This is a genomic window from Pseudoduganella chitinolytica, from assembly GCF_029028125.1.
Classification (GTDB): domain Bacteria; phylum Pseudomonadota; class Gammaproteobacteria; order Burkholderiales; family Burkholderiaceae_D; genus Rugamonas; species Rugamonas chitinolytica.
Map to the genome: position 1 here is coordinate 420,788 of NZ_CP119083.1, position 21,005 is coordinate 441,792.

Consider the following 21,005-nt stretch of genomic DNA (forward strand, 5'->3'; position numbering starts at 1 on the left):
AGGAGCCTGCCATGCGATCGTTGTCCTGCTGCCTGTTGTTGTCGCTCGTCGCCACCGCCGCGGCGGCACAGGCGCCCGCGCCCGCGACGCCGTTGCCGGGCCAGGTGCTCGTCAGCGGCACCGTGCCCGACGAGGGCACCAAGGCCGCGCTGCTGGCGCGCGTACGCACGCTGTATGGCGTTGACCGCGTCGTCGACCAGCTGGCGATCGGCAACGTGGTACTGCCGCCGGACTGGCCCGGCCACGTGCAAAAACTGGTCGGTGCCGACCTGAAGCTGGTCTCGAAAGGGCAATTGCGGGTGGAGGGCACGGACGTCAGCCTGCGCGGCGAGGTGGCCAGCGAGGCCCAGCGCCAACAGGTCGCGAGCGCCATCGCCACCAGCCTGAATCCCACCTACGTCGTGCGCAACGCGCTGCGCGTGGCCGTCGCCGAGCAGGAGCTGCTCGATGCCGCGCTGGGCAAGCGCATCGTCGAATTCGAGAGCGGCCAGGCGGTGCTGCGCCCGTCCGGGTTGCCGATCCTGGACGAAATGGCGGCCGCGCTGGCGCGCGTCAAGGGCAAGCAGGTCGAGGTGATCGGCCACACGGACAATACCGGCCTGCGGGAAAGCAACGTGGCCCTGAGCCTGGCGCGCGCGGAGGCGGTACGCACATACCTGGCGGGGAAGGGCATCGACGCGGCATCCATCGCGGTATCGGGACAAGGACCGGACCGCCCCGTGGCCGACAACGCCACGGCGGACGGGCGGGCCCGCAACCGCCGCATCGAGTTCCGCGTCGCCCAGTGAATCAGGGCAGGGTAAGGACGAAGCTGGCGGGCCGTGGCGCCAGCTTGACGAGGTCCGCATAGCCGGCAATGGCATGGCGGGCCTCGTGTTCCAGCGACGTGCGCAGGCCGGCATAGACGCCGGTGCCCAGCAGCGCGAACAGCGCCGACATGGCCCACAGCGGCACGTTGCCGCGCAGCTTGTGGGCCACCTGGTCGGGCCGCTGGGCGCGCGGCGCGAAGCCGGCGCGGCGGCCCTTCAGGTGGGCGATCTCGTCGCCCAGGCGGGCCGTCAGGTAGCCCAGCTTGTCGGCGCTGTCCAGCGCGTACTTGCCGTGAAAGCCCAGTAGCAGGCACATATGGAATACCTGCAGTGCCGGCAGCCGGGCGGCGCCGGCCAGGCGCAGCGCCTCCAGCCGGTCGAAGAAGTGTTCGCCGGCGAGCTGGTCGCCGAACAGCACCAGTTGCAGCGGGCGGCGCTGCCAGGCTTCGCGCAGCGTACAGCCGGAGCCCAGCACGAATTCGTCGAGCGCGGCGCAGTAGGCATACTTGGCTGCCTCGATGTCCTCGACCTGGGCGCGCAGCTTGTGTGCCTCGCGCTCGAAGTCGCGCAGGTAGGCCAGGACCTGGTCGGAGAACTGCGTACCGTCCGGTGGCGCCGAGCCGGATTTCAGCAGGAACAGCATGTGGAAGCCCTCGTGCAGCAGGTCCAGCAGCGTCTGGCCATGGCTGCCGTCCGGCGTGGCGGCACGGGTGCCGAACAGGCTGGGGGCGGCGCGGCGTTCGACGCGGGGGGCATTGCCCGCAAGGTCGGGTCGGGTCGTCATCGGTCGTCTCCTTTCAGGTGCAGCGTGCTTCGGACAGTGGCCGTGCCAATTGGCGCTGGCGCGGCGGGGCGCCCACGCCGGTCGTCATGGCGCAGCCGTGCAGGCCCAGAGTGATGCCCGCCTGTTCGGCGGCGGCGGCGGGGAAGGCAGCGCGCCAGCGCTGGCCATCCGGCGCGCGAAACAGCGCCACGACGCCGATGAAACCGGCCTCGCGGCTGACCTTCTCCCGCACTTCGTAGTGCTGTCCGGGGAGCAGCAGCACCTCGCGCACGGCCAGCAGGTCCGCGCCCAGCAGCTCGCGTTCCGTTTGCGCATCGGCGAAGCCGCCATAGGGTACCCGTTCGAACGCTTCGGCCTGGCGCAGCGTGTAGACACGCGCCACCAGTGCCAGCGGCGGGCCGCCCTTGCCACTGTTCAGGCTGTTCGCCGCGTGCAACCGGATGCTGACGGTGCGCGGCGGTTTCTGCGCGTCCGGCACCTCGGGCGGACGCTGGACGCCGGCCATCTGCAGCACGGCGCCGCAGGCAGCCAGCGTGGCGGCGCCAACTGTCACGGCAATACAGGTTGCGATGCGTGTCATGAACGTTCCTCTCATTCCGTAAGACAACAAAAGCGGGAGGTCCATTTAACCCAAGGCAAGTTCCCGCGCCTTTGCGCTCACGCAAACGGCGGGGAAGGGGCCGTGGCACGCCTCCCAGGTCTTTGCGTCAACGCAATCGCCGGCCGGGGTAACTCTTGAATAATGCCTCCACCCCGCCCGCTAGGAGATGACTATGAGAAATACTGTACGAACCGTCCTGCCGCTCGTGACGAGCCTCTTGTTGTTGAGCGCCTGTGCGACCGATCCCGCCACCGGCACCGCGGCGCCGACGCTTGCCGCCGCGCTGGGCGATGCTGAACGCAGTGTCGCCGCCGGCGACGTCGAACGCGCCATCACGATGTTGCGTGGCGCGGGCGCGAAGTTCCCGGCCGAGAAGGCCCCATGGATGCAGCTCGCGCAACTGAAGTTCGACCGGGGCGCCTATGGCGAGGCGATCAGCGCCGCGCTGGAAGGCCTGCGGCGCGACCCGCACGACCGGCAGGGCAACAGCATCGTGGCCGTCGGCGGCCTGCGCCTGTCGACCAGGGCGCTGGCCGATCTCAGCAAGCAGCATCACCTGGGCGGCCCGCTGCGCACCGAGGCGCAGCACCTGGCCGGCCTGCTGCGCACCAGCCTGGGCGAGGACGTGCTGGTGCCGGCGGTGCAGAAGCCGATCCGGCCCGTCGCCAAGCCCCGTCCCGTCACCGTCAACAGCGGCGCCCAGGGCCGCGCCCCCACGGCGACCGTCACGTCGCAGTCGGGCAGCGCGGATCCGTTCGGCGCGCTGAAGTAGCCGCACCACTCCGACCGGTCGCGGAGCCGTCTACACGGTCGACCGGATTGTCCGCACTTTCATCCACCAAGAAGAGGAGCACACGATGGCTATCGACGTTTATCTGCAAATTGATGGGATCAAGGGGGAATCCACCGACGAGAAGCACAAGGAATGGATCGAATGCAAATCGGTCGGCTGGGGCGTGCTGCAGCCCAAGTCGGCCACCGCGTCCACCGGCGGCGGCCACACGGCCGAGCGCTGCGAGCACCAGGACATCGTCATCATGAAGCTGGCCGACCTGTCCTCGCCGGTCCTGCTGCAGACGTGCGCCGCGGGCAAGACCATTCCGAAGGCGAAGCTGGAATTCATGCGCGCCGACGCGATGGGTGAGCGCATCAAGTACTACGAGATCGAGATCGAAAACGTGCTGATCGGCGCCGTGACGCCGGCCGTCAAGGAAGGCGACATCCTTGCCGAATCGGTCGCGCTGAAGTTCTCCAAGATCCGTTGGCGCTACACCCAGCAGAAGATCACCGGCGGCGCCGGCGGCAACACTTCCGGCGGCTGGGACCTGGCGGCCAATCGCATTGCCTGAGTTCCCCTTGTGACGCTTGCCGCGGCGCTGTCGCGGCTTTTTTTTTGAAAGAGTGCCAGCATGACGAGTTTAGCAACGATACCGCGCACCGATCTGCACCTGCGCCTGCACGACCGCGTGCCCGGCCAGCTGCACGCGATCGCCACCATGACGCAGCGCCTGCAGGCGGCCCGGGCCGGCCGCGGCGATCCGGGCGGTCCGCTGGCGGCCGGCCTGTTCGTCGGGCCCGGCGAGGCCGGTCGCACGCGCACGGCGCTGGCCCTGGCCGAACTGGTGTACGGCGGCGCCCAGGCGCTGGTCGCCGTCGACATGGCCGCGTGCACCCGGCCGCACGAGGTCGAAGCGCTGCGCCAGGTGCTGGCGGACCTGCTGCGGCGCGACCCGCGCCGGGTCCTGCTGCTCGACCGGCTGGAACGCGCCCACCCGGCCGCCGTGACGTTGCTGCGCCAGTTGCTGGCGCACGGCACGCTGGACGGCGCCGACGTGCGCCAGGCCATCGTTGTCGCCACGACCGACATCGGCGCCAGCACGATTGCCCAGGCCTGCCACGGCCGGGGCACGGCCGCGCTGCCGGCGCCGCTGGAGCTGGAACTGCTGCTGCGTCCGGCGCTGGCCCGCCAGTTCGGCGCGGCGCTGCTCGAGCGCCTGCAACTGGTGCCGTTCTATCCGGCGCCAGGCCCGGCCGCCATGCCGCAACGCCTGCGCGCCGCTTGAAACGGGCGCGCTTGCATTCTCTCTGCAATGGCGGCAGACTGGCCGTCACGGTACGCTTGAGGAGAGACGATGCATGATCTGCACAACCTGCGCAATCTTCGGATCGGAACGCGGCTGGCCCTGGGGTTTGCCGTCGTGCTCTCCCTGCTGGCCGTCATGACGCTGGCCGGCGTGCTGCGCATGCAGCAGGCCAGCCACATGACGGAACAGCTGGTGGGCGAGCGAACCCGCAACGAACGCCTGATGGCCGAGTGGACCAAGATCATCGAGGTCAACGCGGCGCGCGCCAGCGCCGCGTTCCTGGCGCCCGATCCCGCCGAACAGAAGGCCATCGAAGCGACGATGGCACAGTCCTCCGCCCGCGCGACCGAAATCCAGGACTTCCTCGGCAAGGAGCTGGCCGAACCGGACGCCCGCACCGCCCATGCCGCCGTGCTGGCGGCGCGCAAGGCCTACATCGCCACCCGCAAGTCGGTCCTGACGGGCAAGGCCACGGACCCGGAGACGGCCCGCCGCCTCTACACGACGGAACTGGAAACGCGCCGCATGGCCTACCTGGACGCGTTGGGCGCGCTGCTGCGCAACGAACAGGAGGCCCTGGACGATACCGCCGGCGACATCCAGCGCACGTACGAGAGCGGGCGCAATCTGCTGCTCGGATTGGGCCTGGTGGCCATCGTGGCCGGCGTGCTGCTGGCCTGGCGCATCACGCGCACGATCACGCAACCGCTGCGCCAGGCCGTTGACGTGGCCGAGCGGGTCTCGTCGGGCGACCTGACCAGCGCCATCGACGGCGAAGGACGGGACGAGATGGGCCAGCTGATGCAGGCGCTGAAGAAGATGAACGGCAGCCTGATGACGATCGTGGGCCAGGTGCGCAACGGCACCGAGACCATCACGACGGCATCGACGCAAATCGCGGCCGGCAACCTGGACCTGTCGGCCCGCACGGAGCAGCAGGCCAGCTCGCTGCAGCAAACGGCGTCGTCGATGGACGAGCTGACCTCCACCGTGCGCTTCAACGCCGAGAACGCGCACAAGGCGCGCGAGCTGGCGCGCAACGCCGCCGAGACGGCGGTGCAGGGCGGCGAGGTCGTCGGCGACGTGGTGCAGACGATGAATGCGATCAGTGCGTCGTCCGGAAGGATCGTCGACATCGTGGGCGTCATCGACAGCATCGCGTTCCAGACCAATATCCTCGCGTTGAACGCGGCCGTGGAAGCGGCGCGCGCGGGCGAACAGGGGCGCGGCTTCGCGGTGGTGGCCTCCGAAGTGCGTGCGCTGGCGCAGCGCTCGGCCACCGCGGCGAAAGAGATCGCCGCGCTGATCGGGGAATCGGCGCAGCAGGTGCAGGCCGGCAGCGCGCTGGTGGGGCGAGCCGGCGGCACGATGCAGGACGTGGTCGGCGCGATCCGGCAGGTGACCGACATCATGGACCGCATCGCCGATGCCAGCGCGCAGCAGCAGAGCGGCATCGAGCAGGTCAACCAGGCCATCACGCAGATGGACCAGGTGACGCAGCAGAATGCCGCGCTGGTGGAGGAAGCGGCCGCCGCGGCCGAGGCGATGCAGGAACAGTCGTCACGCCTGGCCGATGCGGTAGCCGTGTTCCGGGTCGGCGTCGATGGCGGCCGGCCCACGCGGCGGCGCGACGATCGCGCCGTGGCGGCGGTGCCGAGGCTGACGGCATAAGCACCGGCCACAGGCACCCGATTGCGGGTCGCCGACGCGCAATCGGGTGCCTGTCGCCAAGGGTTTCCAAGCGCCGAGGACGGCCGCTACAATGCCCGCATGAACCCGAAACGCCCGACGTGCCCCGCCTGCCTGCGCCCGCTCGCCACCTGCATCTGCCGCTGGATCGCGCCGACGCCGTCGCGCGCCGGCGTCCTGCTGCTGCAGCACCCGCTGGAAGCGCACAACGCCAAGAACAGCGCGCGCCTGCTGCACCTGTCGCTGCCGGGCAGCATGTTGGCAGTGGGCGAGTCCTTCGCTGACGAGGCGTTGCAGGCGCTGCTGGCCGGGCCGCGCCGCCCCGTGCTGCTGTATCCCGACACGCCGGGCGATGCCTCGCTGGGCATCGTCCCGCCGCCGCCGTTCGATCCCGCATGGGCCGGCGATCCGGCCGAATTGCTGCTGGTGGTGCTGGACGCTACGTGGCGCAAGAGCCGCAAGATGCTGTACCTGAACCCGGCGCTGCAGGCCTTGCCGCGCCTGGCCTTGCGCGACGTGCCGCCGTCGCATTACCGCATCCGCAAGGCGCACGCGCCCGGGCAGTTGTCGACCTTGGAAGCCACCGTGCACGCGCTGGCGCAACTGGAGAACGACGAGGCGCGCTACGCGCCGCTGCTGGACGCGTTCGACGGCTTCGTCGGCCAGCAACTGGCGCTGGCCGCGCGCGCCTAGCCGATCAGCTTCAGGCCAGGCGGCAGCGCCTCGCCGAACATGCGCTGCTCGCTGGCCTGGTCCAGTTCCACCACGTCGCGCACCATCGCCGCCCACGTGGGCGGGGCGCCGGCACCCGTCAGGCGCCGCACGATCTCGGCGCGCAAGGTGTCGTCGATGTCGCGCGAACGGTCGCCCGTGCGGCGTGCCAGGTGCGCGGCGGCGAAGCCGGCCGGCTCGATCTTCTTCCAGTCGAGATCCAGGATGGCCTGCAGCCAGGCCTCGACGGTGGCCTTGGGCGCCACCTCGTGCGCGCTGCCATGGAACGGCTGGCGCGCGCCGACGCGGCCCAGCGCCCACAGGTAGCGCGTAAACGCGGCGGCGGCCTTGGCGTCGAACTTCGACCCGGCGGCCGGCAGCGCGACGATCTGGCCCAGCATCCAGTTGCCGATCTCCGCCTTGTACGCGGACGGGATGCGCTCCAGCGCGGCGCCCAGGCGCAGCATGTCTTCCTCGCTGCCCTCGACCAGCGTGACGGGCCGGCGGCTGCGCTCATCGCCGCTGGCCTGCAGGTTGAACGCGAAGTCGTCCAGCAGGCGCAGTTGCGCGTCCTTGTCCAGGCCACCGGCGACGCGGCGCCACAGGGTCCACCACTCGGCTCGTACCTGGCGCTCCTTCTGGTACTGCACGCCGGTCTCGAACAGGGCCCACAGCTCGCCGATGCGCCAGTCGTCGAGCGGATGGCCGAAGCCGGGGCGCAGGCAGAAGCCGGCGAGATTGAGCCACACGCGTTCGTGCTCGGGCGAGCGGCGCCGGCCCCTGGCCCGTTCCATCAGCGCGTCGAACAGGCGGCGCAGCAGCGGCGTGGCCCACCGTTCGCGGCTGCCCAGCAGCTGTTCCAGCTGGCCGCGCAGCTGCCGTACTTCCTTCGTGTCGACCTGCTGTGCGCGGCCGCCGAAGATGCGCTCGATCCGTTCGACGGCATCGGCAAAGCGGGGCGGCGGCGCCTCTTCCTGCACTTCGGCGCCTTCCTCCTCCTGGCCGCGCAGCTGGAATTCCAGCAGCCAGCGCTGGCCGTCGGCACGCCCGGCCTCCACGCAGTGCACTTCCAGCGTGCCCACTTCGGACAGCGCCACCGCCAGCTGCACCGGCACTTCCTTGCGCGCGACGCTGCCGGCCAGTTGCAGCACCATGGCGCTGGGCGGCAGCGCGATGAAGTCGGCGGGATCGAGTTCGCCCACGTCGCCCGCCCGTTCGCCGGCATCGGCCACGGTGGAGACGAGGTGGAAGCGTACCGGCCGGCCCACGCGCAGCGCGAAGGTGCGGTCGGTCAGCCGCACCTCGCGGCCCGGCTGGGTTCCGCGCGGCAGGATGCAGACGCCGCGGCGTGCCACGCCGGGTGCCTTGTCGCCATCGAGCAGCAGCCAGTAGCTGCGCGGCGAGCCGCCTTCGATGGCGGGCGCGAAGCCATGCCGCGCCAGCGTGTAGGCGACGCCGCCGCGCGCGACGGCCACGTCGGGATTGTCGTTGTGCAGCGCCTTGACGGGGGCGCCGCGCCAGCCGTCCAGCGTGGCTTCGAGGCGGCGCGCCAGCGCGTCGGCGCGGAACACGCCGCCGTTCAGCAGCAGGGTATCCGGCACGGGCAGCGTGGCGCCGTCCGTCCCAAGCGCAGCGTGGGCGGCGGCGGCGTGCTGGCGCAGGAACGACACCAGGTGGCGCGTCACGGCCGCGTCGCTGGCATACGGCAGGCCGAATTCGACGATGGCACCGCGGCCCCGGCGCGCCGCTTCCTGCTCCGCGTTCAGGGGGAAGAAGCCGTCGACGACGATGCGTTCGACGTCTTCCTTCGTCAGCGTGACGGAACGGCTGCCGCCGATCAGCTTCGAGCCCGTACCCAGCAAGGTGACGCCGACCTGCGCCGGCGCGTCCTCGGCCAGCAACTGTTCCTTGGCGGTACGGCAGCGCTCCGTCAGCTGGGCCAGCCGGCCCGCCGTCAGCCGGGCCGGTGCGGCGTCGGGAGACGCTTCCTGGGCAGGCAGGCGCGATTCGGCCAGGTGCGCCAGCGCCAGGTCCATGTTGTCGCCGCCCAGGATCAGGTGGTTGCCCACGCCGATCCGGGTCAGCACGGGTTCGCCGTGCTCCATGTCCACCCGCACCAGCGAGAAGTCGGTGGTGCCGCCGCCCACGTCGGCCACCAGCACCAGCCGGGTGCCTTGCAGGTCGGCCGCCAGCGTGTCGCGGTGGCGGTACAGCCAGTCGTACAGGGCGGCCTGCGGTTCCTCCAGCAGCCGCACGTCCAGCAGTCCCGCCAGCCGGGCCGCTTCCAGGGTCAGCGCGCGGGCACCTTCGTCGAAGGACGCGGGGATCGTCAGCACGATCTGCTGGCGTTCCAGGGGATGGGTGGGGAAGCGGGTGTTCCAGGCACCGCGCAGGTGCGCCAGGTAGCTGGCGCTGGCGGTGACGGGCGAGACTTGCGGCACGCCCGTGGCGGCGCCCCACGGCAGGATCGGCGCCATGCGGTCGACGCCGGGATGCGACAGCCAGCTCTTGGCGCTGGCCACCATGCGGCCCGGCACCTGTGCGCCGAGGCGCCGCGCCAGCCGGCCGATGACGACTTCGGGTACGCCTGCCACGTCGGCCTCGCGCCATGGCAGCTGCAAGTCGCCGGCCGCCAGCTCGCCGCCGGCCGGATGGTAGCGGGCCGACGGCAGCAAGGTTGCCGCGCCAACCTCGCCGGGTGCCGTCAACTGCTCGATGTCGAACAGTTCGATGTCGCGCGACCCCGGTGCGGCATAGGCCAGCACCGTGTTGGTGGTGCCCAGGTCGATGCTGACCAGGTACTGGCCGTGGCTCGGCTTCATGGGCGCGGCGTTATTGGGCGTCCGTGCGCACGTCGAACTCGACCTTCCAGCGCTGGCCGTCGCTGGCCACGGCCAGCAGTTCCAGCGTGCCGGCCTCGGTGGCGCGCGCGTGCAGGCGCACCTGCACGACGTCGCCAGCCTGGCGGCCTTCCGGCGACAAGGTAGCCTGGATCTCGTTCATCTCGATCAGTTCTTCCGGACCCCAGAAGTCCAGCACGTCGCCGATCGCATCCTGGCGCCGCGTGGAGGAACCGAAGAAGCGGAAGTGCACGGGCTCGCCGACGACGAGGCCGAACTCCTGGCCCGGCAGTTCCAGCTCGCTGCCTTCCTCCATGCCGAACGGCGCCACGCACAGCGCCTGGATCGGCGGCTCCATGCCGGGAATGGCCGGCATCGCCGACTCCACCGCCACGTAGTAGGAGCGGGCGGTGCCGCCGCGGATGCGCACGCCGGCGCCGCGCCGCACGTAGCTGTAGTACGCGGCGCCACGCGCCACGGCCAGGTCCAGGTCCGCGCCGCCCAGCATGCGGGCCGGCTCGGCGCCTTCCATGTACAGCCAGTCGTTGATGGTGTCCATCACGCGCTGGGCCAGCAGCGCCGACTTGAACACGCCGCCGTTGAACAGCACAGCGCTCGGATGCAGGAAGGTGTGGTCGGGGTTCTGCCGCTCGGCGAAGCCCGGCACGTCGGCCGTCGCGCCCACCTGGCGACCCAGGAAGGCGGCCAGGTGGCGGGTGACGGCGGCATCCTGCGCGTACGGCAGGCCCAGTTGGGTCAGGCCGGCACGGGTGCGCACGGCAGGCCGGGCGGACGCTTCCACTTTCGGGAAGAAGCCGTCCGTGATGAACGTCGTGACTTCCGCGCGGGTGAGTTCGGTGCGGATCGAACCGCCGATCAGCTTCGAGCCGCGGCTCGGCACGACGATCGGCCAGCTTTCCGCGCTGGCATCGGCCAGCAGGTTTTCCTTGGCGGCGCGGCAGCCGTACGTCAAGGCGCGCAACTGCCATGGATCGAGCCTGGTGCCGCCTTCGGCCAGCTTGCGCGCGACCAGGTGGGCCAGCGCCAGGTCCATGTTGTCGCCGCCCAGCAGGATATGGTCGCCCACCGCGACGCGGTGGGGTTCGAGCTTGCCGTCGCGCTCCGTGATGGCGATCAGCGAGAAGTCGCTGGTGCCGCCGCCCACGTCGACGACGAGGATGATGTCGCCCGGCTTGACGTCCTTGCGCCAGCGGCCCTCGCTGCCCTGGATCCAGCTGTACAGCGCGGCCTGCGGTTCTTCCAGCAACGTGACGGCTTCATAGCCGGCGTTGCGGGCCGCTTCGGCCGTCAGCTCGCGCGCGCCCGGATCGAACGACGCGGGGATCGTCACCGTCACGGCCTGCTGCGTGAACGGCGCTTCCGGGTGGGCGGTGTCCCACGCCTGGCGCAGGTGCCGCAGGTAGCGGGTGGAAGCCTCCAGCGGCGACACGCGCGTCACTTCTTCCGGCGCGTCGTTCGGCAGGATCGCGGCGCGGCGGTCGACACCGGGGTGGCACAGCCAGCTCTTGGCGCTGGAGACGAGGCGGATCGGCGTGGTGGCGCCGCGCGAGCGGGCCATTTCGCCCGCCACCGGGCCGGCACCGTCCGCATTCCACGGCAGCGCCAGTTCGGCGGCGGCCATTTCGTCCGGGTGCGGCAGGTACAGGAACGACGGCAGCAGCGGCAGGTCCTCGACGGTGCCGGGGCCCGTCAGCTGGGGCACGCCCAGCACGGCCTGCTGCGTCTTTTCGCCGTCGCTGCCGGCCAGGTCCACGTAGGAGAGGGCGCTGTGGGTCGTGCCCAGGTCGATGCCGATGGCGTATTTTGGATCGCTCACAGTTCCACCTCGGCCGGCGCCAGGATCTTCGCGTCATGCGCTTCGGCCAGCTTCGGCAGGCGCACGGCGGTGGCGCGCCAGCCGCGGTGGCTCAGCGCGCCCTTGAACGGCGGCTGGCCGACGACGTTGCCCGTCAGGCGCACGGCGGCGGCGTCGAAGCCCGCTTCCAGCGTGACGCGGCTGCCTTCGGCTTCGGCGCGCACCGGTTCGATCGTGAAGTGCTCGCGCAGGACCTTGGCGCAACCCTCGTGGACGACGCGGGCGGCCGCGCCGATGTCGGCATCGGCGTAGCCGGCCAGGCTCTCCTGCGTGAAGTCGATCAGGCGCGCCTCGCGCTGCAGCAATGCCAGCAGTTGCAGGGCGGCGTCCGGCGTCGCTTCGCGCAGCGGGGCCGGCGCGGGGGCAGGTGCCGGCGCCGGTGCGGGCGGCGGCGTCACCGGCGCGGCAGCCGGTACCGGCGCCGGGCCCTGCTGGATGCGGGCGGCGAATTCGGCGTCGCCAAGGGTCTTGAAGAACGCGCTGAAGGCGAGGGGGATCCGGCTCCAGAACGACGGCAGGTTGTTCGATGTGCTCATTTTGCTCTTGATATTTGGTTGGGTCGGGCGCACGGATGCCGGCACCGACCTGCGGAATTGCGAATAATACCAGCAGCAGCGCCGTTGGCGGTATGACAAGAGACGCACAATTGGTGCGTGCGCGTTGCAGTGGCGGACCGATCGGCCTACAATGCTGTATGCATATACAGTTATTGGTGAGCCGATGCGCAACGAAAGGTTGGAAGGCCAGCTTGAAGGCCAGCTTGAAGGCCAGTTCGAAGGCCAGGTGATGTTGCCGCCGCGGCCCCTGCAGGGGCACAAGGGGCGCGGGGCCGTCGCGAACATCCAGGGACGCTACGAGGTCCATGGCCGCGAGACGTTCGACGACGGTTGGGCCGATGAGCAAGGGCGCGAGGACGAGGCGCCGAAAGTCTGGCGCACGCACGTGACGGACGAGATGGCGAAAACCATCCTGAGCCGCAACCAGTCGCCCGACATCCCGTTCGGCGTCTCGCTCAACCCCTACCGGGGCTGCGAGCATGGCTGCATCTACTGTTTTGCGCGGCCGTCGCACAGCTACCTGGGGCTGTCGCCGGGCCTCGATTTCGAGAGCCGCCTATATGCCAAGGTGAATGCGCCCGACCTGCTGCGCAGCGAATTGTGCAAGCCGGGCTACAAGGTCGAGCCCATTGCGCTGGGCGTGAATACGGATGCCTACCAGCCGTGCGAGCGCGACTACCGGCTGACGCGCCGGGTGCTGGAAGTGCTGCGGGAGTGCGACCACCCGGTGGGGCTGATCACGAAGTCGTCGCTGATCGAGCGCGACCTGGACATCCTGGCGCCGATGGCGGAAAAGCGGCTGGCGGCGGCATCGATCACGTTGACCACGCTGGACCCGAAGATCGCCCGCACGCTGGAACCGCGCGCGGCGGCGCCGGCCCGCCGGCTGCGCACGATCCGCACGCTGACGGAGGCGGGCATTCCGGTCGGCGTGTCGATCGCACCGATCATCCCGTTCGTGACGGAGCCGGAGATCGAGAGGATCATGGAAGCGGCGCGCGACGCCGGCGCGATCGCCGCCAGCTACGTCGTGCTGCGGCTGCCGTGGGAAGTCAATCCGCTGTTCCAGCAATGGCTGGAAGCGCATTTCCCGGACCGCGCCCAGCGCGTGATGAACCGGGTGCGCGAAATGCACGGCGGCAAGGACTACGACGCCACGTTCGGCAGCCGCATGCATGGTGAAGGCATCTGGGCCGACCTGATCCGCCAGCGGGTGGAAAAGGCGATCGTGCGTTACGACCTGGGCGGCGGGCGCGGCCTGCGCTTCAAGCACCTCGACTGCACGTCGTTCAAGCGGCCGATTGTCGTCCCGCCGGCTGGCGCACGCGCCAAGGCTGCCGCGCGGGTAGGGCAGATGGAGTTGTTCTAGCGCGCCGGGAAGAAATAGCTCAGGGTCTGTCCCCAACGGGGACTGACCCTGGTTTTCATCCCGCCTGCCGAGTGCCGCCCAATTCGGCGTGTCAAGCCGCCGGGCGCATCCGGGGCAGCGGTGCGCAAGGGTCTGTCCCCAACGGGGACCGACCTTGAAGTTTGATCATGCAACGGACCGGCGGGGACTTCAGGGTCAGTCCCCCTGCGGGGACAGACCCTTGCGATCCCACGGCTCCAGCCCCACGAGATGATCCTCGATCGCAAACACATGCTCATCCCGGTGGCCCAGCTCCCTGAGCGCCTGCGCCAGGTGCAGCAGGTACTCCGCATTCGGCCCGCTCGGTCCCCGCGCGCTGGCGATGTGACGGGCGATCTCCAGCTCGGAAGCCTCGCCCAGGAACGCGGCATTGTCCTGGCGCGCCACGTAGACAAGGCCTTCCTCCACGCCGCCGTGGTCGAAACGGATGTCGATGGCGATGCGCAGGTAGCCGTTCTTCTCGCGATGATCCAGGTGGGCGAATTCCTCGGGCGTGACGAGGTACGCCATGCCATGGCAGATGGCGCCTTCGTGCGGCACGATGGTCGCCACGCGGCCCGGCGCCTCGGGCGTGCCCCGGTGGTCGTGTGAACCTTGCCAGAAGCGGCGCGTCCAGCCGGCGATGCTGGCGCTCCTGCGTTCCAGGTAGGGGAAATCGGCTTTCCAGATCAGCGAGCCGTAGCCGAACAGCCACACGCTGTGATGGCCGTCGAAGCGGTCCATCGCACGGTTGATCTCGATGGTGTTGTGCGACATGGCGGAACGCGAGGTGGCAAAAAGTGGCAAAGCGGAGATTATAGGGCCGGACGCTGCACGAACTCCGCCAGGAACGCGGCGAAGCTGGCCGCGGCCGGCGAAGGCGAGCGCGTGGTCTTGGTGTGGACGTAGAACTTGCGCGTCACCTCCGGCTCGACCAAAGGCCGCATCGCCAGGCCGTGCAGGCGCACCATCGGTGCCGCGTATGGCAGGCAGGCCGTGACGCCCTGGCCGGCCGCGACCAGCGCCAGCGCCGTCGTCATGAAGGTCACTTCGCTGTAGGGATGGAGCTGGCTGCCCTGCTGCATGTCGCGCAGCAGGCGCTCCGTAAACTGCCCCTGCAGCGCGATGAACGGGTGGCTGGCCAGGTCGGCCCAGCGCACGGTGTCCTGCGCGGCCAACGGATGACCGGGCGGGCACACGGCGACGAAGGGCATCTCGAACAGCAGCTGCGCGTCGATGTCGGGCAGCGCGTCGCGCTCCGGTCCCACGCCGATGTCCACCTCGCCGCTGAACACCCGTTGCGCCACGTTGTCGACGGGGCAGTCGACCAGCAGCACCTGGATGTCCGGATACTGCGCGCGGTAGGCGGCGATCGCCTGCGGCAGCAGGGTACACGCCATCATCTGCGGCGCGGCGACCCGCACGGCGCCCTTGCGCAGCGCCTTGCGGCTGGCGATGTCGGCCAGCGCGCCATCGAGGTCCTGCAGCATCTTGTCGAACAGCGGCACCAACTCACGGCCCACGTCGGACAGTTCAACGCGGCGCGTGCTGCGCTCCACCACCTTGACGCCCAGCAGCGCCTCCAGCTCCTTGATCTGGCCCGACAGGGCCGACTGGGTCAGGTGCAGCAGCGCGGCCGCTTGCGTGAAGCTGCCGGTACGGGCGACGGCGACCAGGGCGCGCATCTGGCGCAAGGTGGGATTCATAGAGAATGCTGATAAATTGCGGAAGTAATATCGATTCCATGATAGCTCACTTCCGCGCCCCATGCACACCGGCCGTCAGGGACCATCCTAGTGGGAAGCGTGCGGGACTGCTCCCGATTGCAGGAATTGTGCGACGTCGGCCGCATCCGGAGGCTGGCACCCCACGCGCATGGCGTTCAGGCTGGCGGCGGCCACGGCATGGCGCAGGGCCTGTGCCAGCATGGCGGCGTTGGCGTCGGCCAGCGCGGCCACCGACAGGCTGCCGTTCGCGGCCAGGCTGGCCACCAGCCCGGCCAGGAAACTGTCGCCACAGCCGACGGTGTCGATCACGTCGATGCCCGCCGGTGCGGCCAGTGTCACGCAAACGCGGCGCGACAGGAGCACAGCGCCCTGCGCGCCCAGCGTCAACGCGATCAGTTGCGCGTCCAGCGTGTCGAGCAGCATCCGCGCGGCCGCCAGCGGTGCGACGCCGTCATAGCCGAGGTACAGCAAGTCTTCCTCGCTGACCTTGACCAGGTGGGCATGCGCCAGCGCGCGGCGCACGCCGGCGGCGTAGGCAGGCAAATCGCCGCACACCAGCGGACGCAGATTGGCGTCGATCGAGACCAGTGCGCCGGCACCCGCCGCGGCCCGGACGATCGCCAGCGTCGCATCGATATCGTCCGGCACGAGCGCCAGGCCGCCTGTATGGAACAGGCGCATGTGGGACGGCAGCGCCGCGCAGGCCTGTGCCGGCGTGATGTCCCGGTCGGCCACCCGCTCCCGGTGGAAGACATAACTGGGCGAGCCGCCGGCATCGAGCGTAACGATGGCCAGCGATGTAGGGCTGGCGCTGCGCGCGGCGCTGACCAGGTGCACGCCGTCGCGCGCCAGCAGGCCGGCAAAACGCTGGCCGAAGCTGTCCTGCGACAGCGGGTTCAGGTACGTCACGTCCATCTGCTGCCTTGCCGCGGCGATCGTGAAATTGCAGATGGAACCGCCCAGCGCCGCGGCAAAGCGGCCGTCCGGCATTTCTATCATGTCGACCAATGCTTCGCCGAATGTCACCACCATGTCGAGTCTCCCGTTTATCGGCCGCCGGGTTGGGGGCCGGTTGTTTATGCATGATTGCAAAAGTGCGGCTAGGCGGCCGCGTTCAGTATCTTCAAGAACAGGTCGCGGTCCGGCGCGAAATCGGCATGCAGCGGCAGCAGCGCGGCGCCGACGGCACGCGCGTCGGCACCGCTGACACCGCCCAGCAGCACGGGGCGGCGCACCCCTTCCCAGCGGTAGTGCGACAGGGCGTCCGTGCTGCGTTCGAGCAGGCGCGCAAGCAGCGCGGGGTCGCCGGAGCTGTCGAGCACGACATGGCCGACGTCGACCAGGCAGGTCGCATTGCAGACCGCCAGCGCGATCGCGCGCGCGGCGCCGTCGAGCCAGTCTTCCGTGTGGGCCAGCCACGGCGGCTGCAATGCCCGTGCATCATGGGCGGCGCTGTCGTCCAGTCCGGCCCTGGCAAACCGTTGCTCCAGCCCGAACAGCGAGGCCGTACCGAGCAGTTGCGAGGGCGTGGTGCGGTCGCCGCAGGCCGTGGGCAGCGAGCCGAACGCGCCGGCATTGCCGGTCAGGCCGGCGTGGACGCTGCTGTCGAGTACCAGCGCGCCGCCGATGAACGTCCCGACGAACACGTACACGAAGCTGCGCAGGCTGCGGCCGTGCCCGGCCACCAGTTCGGCGACGCAGGCGGCGATCGTATCCTTGGCGAACACCACCGGTACATTGCTCAGCGCCTGCACCCTGGCGCGCAGATCGATCCGCTCCCAGCGGCCGGCATGCTCAGCATCGCCGCCCAGCAAGGTTTGCCAACCGCCCAAGCCCAGGGGGGCAGCGACGCCGATGCCGCGCAGGCGCGCCTGCCGCAGCCCGAGCGGCCCGCGCAACGCCTGCAGCCCGGCGTCGATCTGCCCGAACAGCAGGTCCGGGTCGGGATAGCGGTAGGCCACCGCACTCCGGGCCCGTACCTGGCCGGCAAAATCGACCAGCAACAGGTCGATGCCGCGGCGCCCGATCTTGACCCCGATAAAATAGGCGCCGTCCGGATCGAGCCTGATCGGCACGGACGGCTGCCCCACCTTGCCACGCCGCGGTGCGCCCTTGGCGACCAGCCCCTGCGCGATGAGGCGGCGCACGATCAGCGCCACGGCCTGCGTGCTGAGCCGGGTCAGCCGCGCGAGCTCGGCCTGCGGCAGGGCGCCGTTCAGGCGGATCGCCTGCAGCAGCACGCGCTCGTTGAAATGGCTCATGCCGCTCTGGCTCGAGCCGCGCGGGCGCAGCCAGTCGCTGTCCGCCGCAGGCACCGCACCGCAAGGCGTCATCCACCGCCCGCCAGCACGCCCTTGCGGAACAGGAAATTGGCGTACGGCTGCAATTCACCTGTCTGCACGATGGCATGGGCCTGTCTTACCTGTTCGTAGAAAGCAAAGCGCTCGACCGCCTCGCACTGGGCCGCCGCTGCCGAGCCGGCCGAGCTGCACAGGGCGAGCAGTTCGCGTTGCAGGCCGGAGCGGTAACCGGCCGGCCGGTCCGACACGGCCATGAAGGCGACGGGACGGCCCGGCAGGTCGAGCGGCAGTACCGACAGCACGGCGGCGCAGGCGCGCTGCAGGCCGATGCCGGGCAGCCGGACGAGGGGCTTGCCGCGCCCCAGCGTCGCGGCGGTGAAGTTGGCGTCGACGACGGCGACCGCGTCGCCGTGGCCCATTTCGGCCAGCACCTTCAGCAGCTCCGGGCTGAGCACGGGATCGATTCCCCTAAGCATGGGCCAGTTCCGGCAGGTCGCGCGGGTCCTTGGCACCAGTCATCACGGCAACGGTGTCGGACATGCTGATGTGCTTGGGGTCGACGACGGCAACGCGCCTGCCCAGCCGCTGGATATGGATCCGGTCGGCGATCTCGAACACGTGCGGCATGTTGTGGCTGATCAGGATGACGGGCAAGCCGCGGTCGCGCACGCGCCGGATCAATTCCAGCACCATATTGCCTTCCTTGACGCCCAGCGCGGCGGTCGGTTCGTCGAGGATGACGACGTGTTTCGCGAACGCGGTGCTGCGCGCCACCGCGACGCCCTGGCGCTGCCCGCCGGACAGCGTGCCGACCGCCTGCTGCATCGAGCGGATGCCGATCTTCAGGTCCTGCATATGGCCGACGGCCTCGGCCAGCATGCGTTTCTTGTCGATCAGGCGCAGCCATTTGCCCAGCAGGCCGGGGCGCAGGATCTCGCGGCCAAGGAACAGGTTTTCCGCGATCGTCATGGCCGGCGCGACCGCCAGGTCCTGGTAAACGGTTTCGATGCCGTGGCGGCGCGCGTCGATCGGCGACTTGAAGTGCACCAGTTCGCCGTCCAGGCGCAGGTGTCCCTCGTCGGGGACGACGGCGCCGGACAGCGCCTTGATCAGCGACGACTTGCCGGCGCCGTTGTCGCCAATCACGGCCAGGATTTCGCCGGCGCGCAAATCGAAATCGGTGCCATCGAGGGCGGTCACGCCGCCGTAGCGTTTTACGAGGCCACGCGCCTGCAGCACGTGAGCGGTGGTAGTAGCGGTCATGTTCAGCCTTTCTTGTGGGTCAGCTGGTCGGTGGCGACCGCCAGGATCACGAGTATGCCCGTTACCAGGATCTGGTAGACGGAGGGCACGCCCATCAGCGTGAGGCCGTTGCGGAACACGCCGACGATCAGCACGCCGACGAAGGTGCCGACGATCGATCCCCGCCCGCCGAACAGGCTGGTGCCGCCCAGCACGACGGCGGTAATACTGTCGAGGTTATCGGTCTGGCCGCCTTGCGGATCGCCGACGCCCATGCGGGCCACCGACAGCAGCGCGGCAATGCCATAGAACAGCCCCGCGACCATATACACGCCGAGCAGCACGCGCGAGGTCGCGATGCCGGTCAGGCGCGCTGCCTCAGGATTGTTGCCGACTGCGTACAGGTGGCGTCCTGGCGCGGTTTCGCGCAGGAACAACCAGGTCAGCAGATACAGTCCCAGCATCAGCACGGTGCCGTAGGTGATGCTGGTCTGCCCGACCTGGAAGGTATTGCCGAAGAACGTCATGGCTTCCGGCAGACCCGTGACGGTTTGCGCCTGCGAATAAATCTGCGTGATGGCGAACGCGATATTCATCGTGCCGAGTGTCACGATGAACGGCGGCAGTTTGATCGACGTGACCAGCGCGCCGTTGACGTAGCCGATCAGCACGCAGACGGCCATGCCGCAGGCCACGGCGGCATAGGGGTCCATGCCGTAGTCGACGGCGAACTTGGTCAGCACGACCGAGCCGAGCGCCATCACCATGCCGCACGACAGGTCGATGCCGGCCGTCAGGATGATCAAGGTCTGGCCGATGGCGATCACGCCAACCACCATTACCTGCTGCAGGATGAGCGAGAAGTTTTGTCCGGTCAGGAAGCGCTCGGACTGCGTGGCGAAAAAGCAGACGGCGGCCAGCAGCGCGAGCAACGGGCCGAGCACGGTGACCGGCGGCAGCACGTCCTTCAGGCGGGGCAGGCCACGCCGGCCGGCGTTGGCGGCTGCCGGCGACGACGTGGGCACAGATGTGGGCGCAAGCGCGGGTTTGGGTTGGGCGTTCATGGGTATCCTTTAGCGAGAGGAGGGTGGCGCGGCGCGCCGCGCTTGCTGCATCCTTACTTCAACGTTACTTGCCCCAGCAGGCGCTCAGGCCGAACGCGGTGTCGCGGCTCTCCACGCCGGCCATCTTCCGGTCGGTGATCAATGTGACGCCGGTATCGACATAGCCGCTGACCTTCTTGCCGGTCTTGGCGTAGGCGACGCCGGCGCCCACCGCCAGTTCGGCCATCTTCAGGGGGTACTGTTGCGCGGTGGCGGCAATCACGCCCGACTTGACGTCGCGCACGCCAGCGCAGCCGCCGTCCACGGACACGATCAGCACCCCTTTTTCCTTGCCGGCCGCCTTGAGTGCCTTGTAAGCACCGGCCGCGGCCGGCTCATTGATGGCGTAGACGAGATTGATGTCCGGATTTTTCTGCAGGCAGTTTTCCATCGCCGTCTGCCCCTTGCCCTGGTCGCCGAAGCTGTCGGCCATGCAGACGAGATCCGCGGTTTTCGCCAGTTCAACCGTTTTGGCGCCGATGCCGGCGGCGCCGAAACCGGCCAGGAAGCCGTTGTGCCGGGCGATGCCGACCGGGTGCCCGGGGAACAGGTCGATCGTGGCGATCTTCGCCAGCTTGCCGCCCAGCGCCGCCTTGGCATATTGGCCGATCAGCAGCCCGGCCTTGAAGTTGTCGGTGGCATACAGGGCGTCCGTGGCGTTGGCCGGCTCGGTCGGGCTGTCGAGCGCGATCACCATGACGCCCTGCGCGCGGGCCTTCCGGACCGCCGGCACGATGGCCTTCGAGTCGCTGGGCGTGATCAGGATCGCCCTGGCGCCAGCCGAGATCATGTTCTCGATCGCCGTGATCTGGCCGGCATTGTCGCCGTCGGACTTGCCGGCCCCGGTCAACAGCCGGGCACCCTGCAGCTTGGCGGCGTGCAGCGCGCCTTCCTTCATCTTTACAAAGAAGGGGTTGGTTTCCGTCTTGCTGATCAGGCCGACCACAGGCTCATCGGCCGCGCTGGCGGTGCAGGCGATCGAGGCGGTCAATGTCATCAAGGCAAGGGCGAGGCGATGCTTGGCAGTCATGCGTGTCTCCTGGATTTTTCTTGTGGGTTGCCTGGGACAAGCCAGGCAGTGTGCGCGAATGCGCTGACTAAAATATAAGCCTGCGTAATTAATAAATCAAGTGATGTTATTTAGTGCGCCGACGCTGGCGTGGTGTTGTGACAACATCGGCTCGGCGGCCAGCGCGTTCGCATCGTCGTCGGCCGCCCGCCGAGCCGACATTGCCAACCCGGGTCCGATGGTGCAGACTCGCGTCTTGCCAGATCACCCCTCAATGCGCCCAAGC

Annotated in this window: 20 protein-coding genes; 7 read left to right on the forward strand and 13 right to left on the reverse strand. The window is 69.4% G+C overall.

The window, feature by feature from the left end:
* Nucleotides 1–11 precede the first annotated feature (11 nt).
* On the forward strand, nucleotides 12–788 hold the full coding sequence (locus tag PX653_RS01870) for an OmpA family protein (protein WP_277416260.1): 777 nt from the start codon (nucleotides 12–14) through the stop codon (nucleotides 786–788).
* Nucleotide 789: 1 nt separating this feature from the next.
* On the opposite strand, the gene icmH is transcribed toward PX653_RS01870, so the two are convergent.
* Nucleotides 790–1,593 carry a type IVB secretion system protein IcmH/DotU gene (icmH, locus tag PX653_RS01875; RefSeq protein ID WP_277416261.1) on the reverse strand — a complete coding sequence of 268 codons (804 nt, stop codon included), beginning with the start codon at nucleotides 1,591–1,593 and terminating at the stop codon, nucleotides 790–792.
* Between the two features lie 13 nt (nucleotides 1,594–1,606).
* Nucleotides 1,607–2,173 (reverse strand): type VI secretion system lipoprotein TssJ, encoded by a 567-nt coding sequence (tssJ, locus tag PX653_RS01880; protein WP_277416262.1) that lies wholly within the window; start codon nucleotides 2,171–2,173, stop codon nucleotides 1,607–1,609.
* 193 nt (nucleotides 2,174–2,366) lie between these two features.
* Between tssJ and PX653_RS01885 the strand changes: the two genes are divergently transcribed.
* From PX653_RS01885 to PX653_RS01905, 5 genes are all read left to right on the forward strand, one after another.
* A complete protein-coding gene (locus PX653_RS01885) occupies nucleotides 2,367–2,966 on the forward strand; it encodes a tetratricopeptide repeat protein (protein ID WP_277416263.1) in 600 nt (199 codons plus the stop codon).
* Between the two features lie 85 nt (nucleotides 2,967–3,051).
* Nucleotides 3,052–3,543 carry an Hcp family type VI secretion system effector gene (locus PX653_RS01890; protein WP_277416264.1) on the forward strand — a complete coding sequence of 164 codons (492 nt, stop codon included), beginning with the start codon at nucleotides 3,052–3,054 and terminating at the stop codon, nucleotides 3,541–3,543.
* A 60-nt stretch (nucleotides 3,544–3,603) separates the two neighbouring features.
* On the forward strand, nucleotides 3,604–4,257 hold the full coding sequence (locus PX653_RS01895; RefSeq protein ID WP_277416265.1) for an AAA family ATPase: 654 nt from the start codon (nucleotides 3,604–3,606) through the stop codon (nucleotides 4,255–4,257).
* 69 nt (nucleotides 4,258–4,326) lie between these two features.
* Nucleotides 4,327–5,949, forward strand: coding sequence for a methyl-accepting chemotaxis protein (locus PX653_RS01900; RefSeq protein WP_277416266.1), 1,623 nt, complete (start codon nucleotides 4,327–4,329; stop codon nucleotides 5,947–5,949).
* Nucleotides 5,950–6,048: 99 nt separating this feature from the next.
* Nucleotides 6,049–6,660, forward strand: coding sequence for a tRNA-uridine aminocarboxypropyltransferase (locus tag PX653_RS01905; protein WP_277416267.1), 612 nt, complete (start codon nucleotides 6,049–6,051; stop codon nucleotides 6,658–6,660).
* Here the strand turns inward: PX653_RS01905 and PX653_RS01910 are convergent.
* From PX653_RS01910 to PX653_RS01920, 3 genes are read right to left on the reverse strand one after another with little or no spacing between them, the layout of a single operon-like run.
* Nucleotides 6,657–9,500, reverse strand: a complete 2,844-nt coding sequence (locus PX653_RS01910; RefSeq protein ID WP_277416268.1) for an Hsp70 family protein — start codon at nucleotides 9,498–9,500, stop codon at nucleotides 6,657–6,659. The two genes, PX653_RS01905 and PX653_RS01910, sit on opposite strands and share 4 nt — an antisense overlap.
* Nucleotides 9,501–9,510: 10 nt before the next feature.
* Nucleotides 9,511–11,355: an Hsp70 family protein gene (locus PX653_RS01915; protein ID WP_277416269.1), complete on the reverse strand. Its 1,845-nt coding sequence runs from the start codon at nucleotides 11,353–11,355 to the stop codon at nucleotides 9,511–9,513.
* A complete protein-coding gene (locus PX653_RS01920; protein ID WP_277416270.1) occupies nucleotides 11,352–11,930 on the reverse strand; it encodes a DUF2760 domain-containing protein in 579 nt (192 codons plus the stop codon). Before PX653_RS01920 ends, PX653_RS01915 begins: the two co-directional genes overlap by 4 nt.
* Before the next feature lie 250 nt (nucleotides 11,931–12,180).
* Between PX653_RS01920 and PX653_RS01925 the strand changes: the two genes are divergently transcribed.
* Complete coding sequence (locus PX653_RS01925) at nucleotides 12,181–13,320, forward strand: PA0069 family radical SAM protein (RefSeq protein ID WP_277418491.1); 1,140 nt, start codon at nucleotides 12,181–12,183, stop codon at nucleotides 13,318–13,320.
* 195 nt (nucleotides 13,321–13,515) lie between these two features.
* On the opposite strand, the gene PX653_RS01930 is transcribed toward PX653_RS01925, so the two are convergent.
* The 8 genes from PX653_RS01930 to PX653_RS01965 all read right to left on the reverse strand — a co-directional run bounded on the left by PX653_RS01930 (nucleotide 13,516) and on the right by PX653_RS01965 (nucleotide 20,740).
* Nucleotides 13,516–14,115: a gamma-glutamylcyclotransferase gene (locus tag PX653_RS01930; RefSeq protein WP_277416271.1), complete on the reverse strand. Its 600-nt coding sequence runs from the start codon at nucleotides 14,113–14,115 to the stop codon at nucleotides 13,516–13,518.
* A gap of 38 nt (nucleotides 14,116–14,153) precedes the next feature.
* Nucleotides 14,154–15,044 (reverse strand): LysR family transcriptional regulator, encoded by an 891-nt coding sequence (locus PX653_RS01935; protein WP_277416272.1) that lies wholly within the window; start codon nucleotides 15,042–15,044, stop codon nucleotides 14,154–14,156.
* An 87-nt stretch (nucleotides 15,045–15,131) separates the two neighbouring features.
* Complete coding sequence (locus PX653_RS01940; RefSeq protein ID WP_277416273.1) at nucleotides 15,132–16,097, reverse strand: PfkB family carbohydrate kinase; 966 nt, start codon at nucleotides 16,095–16,097, stop codon at nucleotides 15,132–15,134.
* Between the two features lie 68 nt (nucleotides 16,098–16,165).
* Nucleotides 16,166–17,398: an ROK family transcriptional regulator gene (locus tag PX653_RS01945; protein WP_277416274.1), complete on the reverse strand. Its 1,233-nt coding sequence runs from the start codon at nucleotides 17,396–17,398 to the stop codon at nucleotides 16,166–16,168.
* A complete protein-coding gene (locus tag PX653_RS01950) occupies nucleotides 17,395–17,841 on the reverse strand; it encodes an RbsD/FucU family protein (protein WP_277416275.1) in 447 nt (148 codons plus the stop codon). The genes PX653_RS01945 and PX653_RS01950 overlap by 4 nt, the downstream gene beginning before the upstream one ends.
* On the reverse strand, nucleotides 17,834–18,628 hold the full coding sequence (locus tag PX653_RS01955; RefSeq protein WP_277416276.1) for an ATP-binding cassette domain-containing protein: 795 nt from the start codon (nucleotides 18,626–18,628) through the stop codon (nucleotides 17,834–17,836). The genes PX653_RS01950 and PX653_RS01955 overlap by 8 nt, the downstream gene beginning before the upstream one ends.
* Before the next feature lie 2 nt (nucleotides 18,629–18,630).
* On the reverse strand, nucleotides 18,631–19,671 hold the full coding sequence (locus tag PX653_RS01960) for an ABC transporter permease (protein WP_277416277.1): 1,041 nt from the start codon (nucleotides 19,669–19,671) through the stop codon (nucleotides 18,631–18,633).
* Nucleotides 19,672–19,735: 64 nt separating this feature from the next.
* Nucleotides 19,736–20,740, reverse strand: a complete 1,005-nt coding sequence (locus PX653_RS01965) for a sugar ABC transporter substrate-binding protein (RefSeq protein ID WP_277416278.1) — start codon at nucleotides 20,738–20,740, stop codon at nucleotides 19,736–19,738.
* Nucleotides 20,741–21,005 lie beyond the last annotated feature (265 nt).

Bases quoted from the DNA above. Each gene is read 5' to 3' on its own strand.
- PX653_RS01890 (WP_277416264.1), top strand. From the start codon at position 3,052: ATGGCTATCGACGTTTATCTGCAAATTGATGGGATCAAGGGGGAATCC.
- icmH (WP_277416261.1), bottom strand. From the start codon at position 1,593: ATGACGACCCGACCCGACCTTGCGGGCAATGCCCCCCGCGTCGAACGC.
- PX653_RS01910 (WP_277416268.1), bottom strand. From the start codon at position 9,500: ATGAAGCCGAGCCACGGCCAGTACCTGGTCAGCATCGACCTGGGCACC.
- tssJ (WP_277416262.1), bottom strand. From the start codon at position 2,173: ATGACACGCATCGCAACCTGTATTGCCGTGACAGTTGGCGCCGCCACG.
- PX653_RS01870 (WP_277416260.1), top strand. From the start codon at position 12: ATGCGATCGTTGTCCTGCTGCCTGTTGTTGTCGCTCGTCGCCACCGCC.
- PX653_RS01905 (WP_277416267.1), top strand. From the start codon at position 6,049: ATGAACCCGAAACGCCCGACGTGCCCCGCCTGCCTGCGCCCGCTCGCC.
- PX653_RS01895 (WP_277416265.1), top strand. From the start codon at position 3,604: ATGACGAGTTTAGCAACGATACCGCGCACCGATCTGCACCTGCGCCTG.
- PX653_RS01965 (WP_277416278.1), bottom strand. From the start codon at position 20,740: ATGACTGCCAAGCATCGCCTCGCCCTTGCCTTGATGACATTGACCGCC.
- PX653_RS01900 (WP_277416266.1), top strand. From the start codon at position 4,327: ATGCATGATCTGCACAACCTGCGCAATCTTCGGATCGGAACGCGGCTG.
- PX653_RS01940 (WP_277416273.1), bottom strand. From the start codon at position 16,097: ATGGTGGTGACATTCGGCGAAGCATTGGTCGACATGATAGAAATGCCG.
- PX653_RS01935 (WP_277416272.1), bottom strand. From the start codon at position 15,044: ATGAATCCCACCTTGCGCCAGATGCGCGCCCTGGTCGCCGTCGCCCGT.
- PX653_RS01950 (WP_277416275.1), bottom strand. From the start codon at position 17,841: ATGCTTAGGGGAATCGATCCCGTGCTCAGCCCGGAGCTGCTGAAGGTG.
- PX653_RS01960 (WP_277416277.1), bottom strand. From the start codon at position 19,671: ATGAACGCCCAACCCAAACCCGCGCTTGCGCCCACATCTGTGCCCACG.
- PX653_RS01920 (WP_277416270.1), bottom strand. From the start codon at position 11,930: ATGAGCACATCGAACAACCTGCCGTCGTTCTGGAGCCGGATCCCCCTC.
- PX653_RS01925 (WP_277418491.1), top strand. From the start codon at position 12,181: ATGTTGCCGCCGCGGCCCCTGCAGGGGCACAAGGGGCGCGGGGCCGTC.
- PX653_RS01945 (WP_277416274.1), bottom strand. From the start codon at position 17,398: ATGACGCCTTGCGGTGCGGTGCCTGCGGCGGACAGCGACTGGCTGCGC.
- PX653_RS01885 (WP_277416263.1), top strand. From the start codon at position 2,367: ATGAGAAATACTGTACGAACCGTCCTGCCGCTCGTGACGAGCCTCTTG.
- PX653_RS01955 (WP_277416276.1), bottom strand. From the start codon at position 18,628: ATGACCGCTACTACCACCGCTCACGTGCTGCAGGCGCGTGGCCTCGTA.
- PX653_RS01930 (WP_277416271.1), bottom strand. From the start codon at position 14,115: ATGTCGCACAACACCATCGAGATCAACCGTGCGATGGACCGCTTCGAC.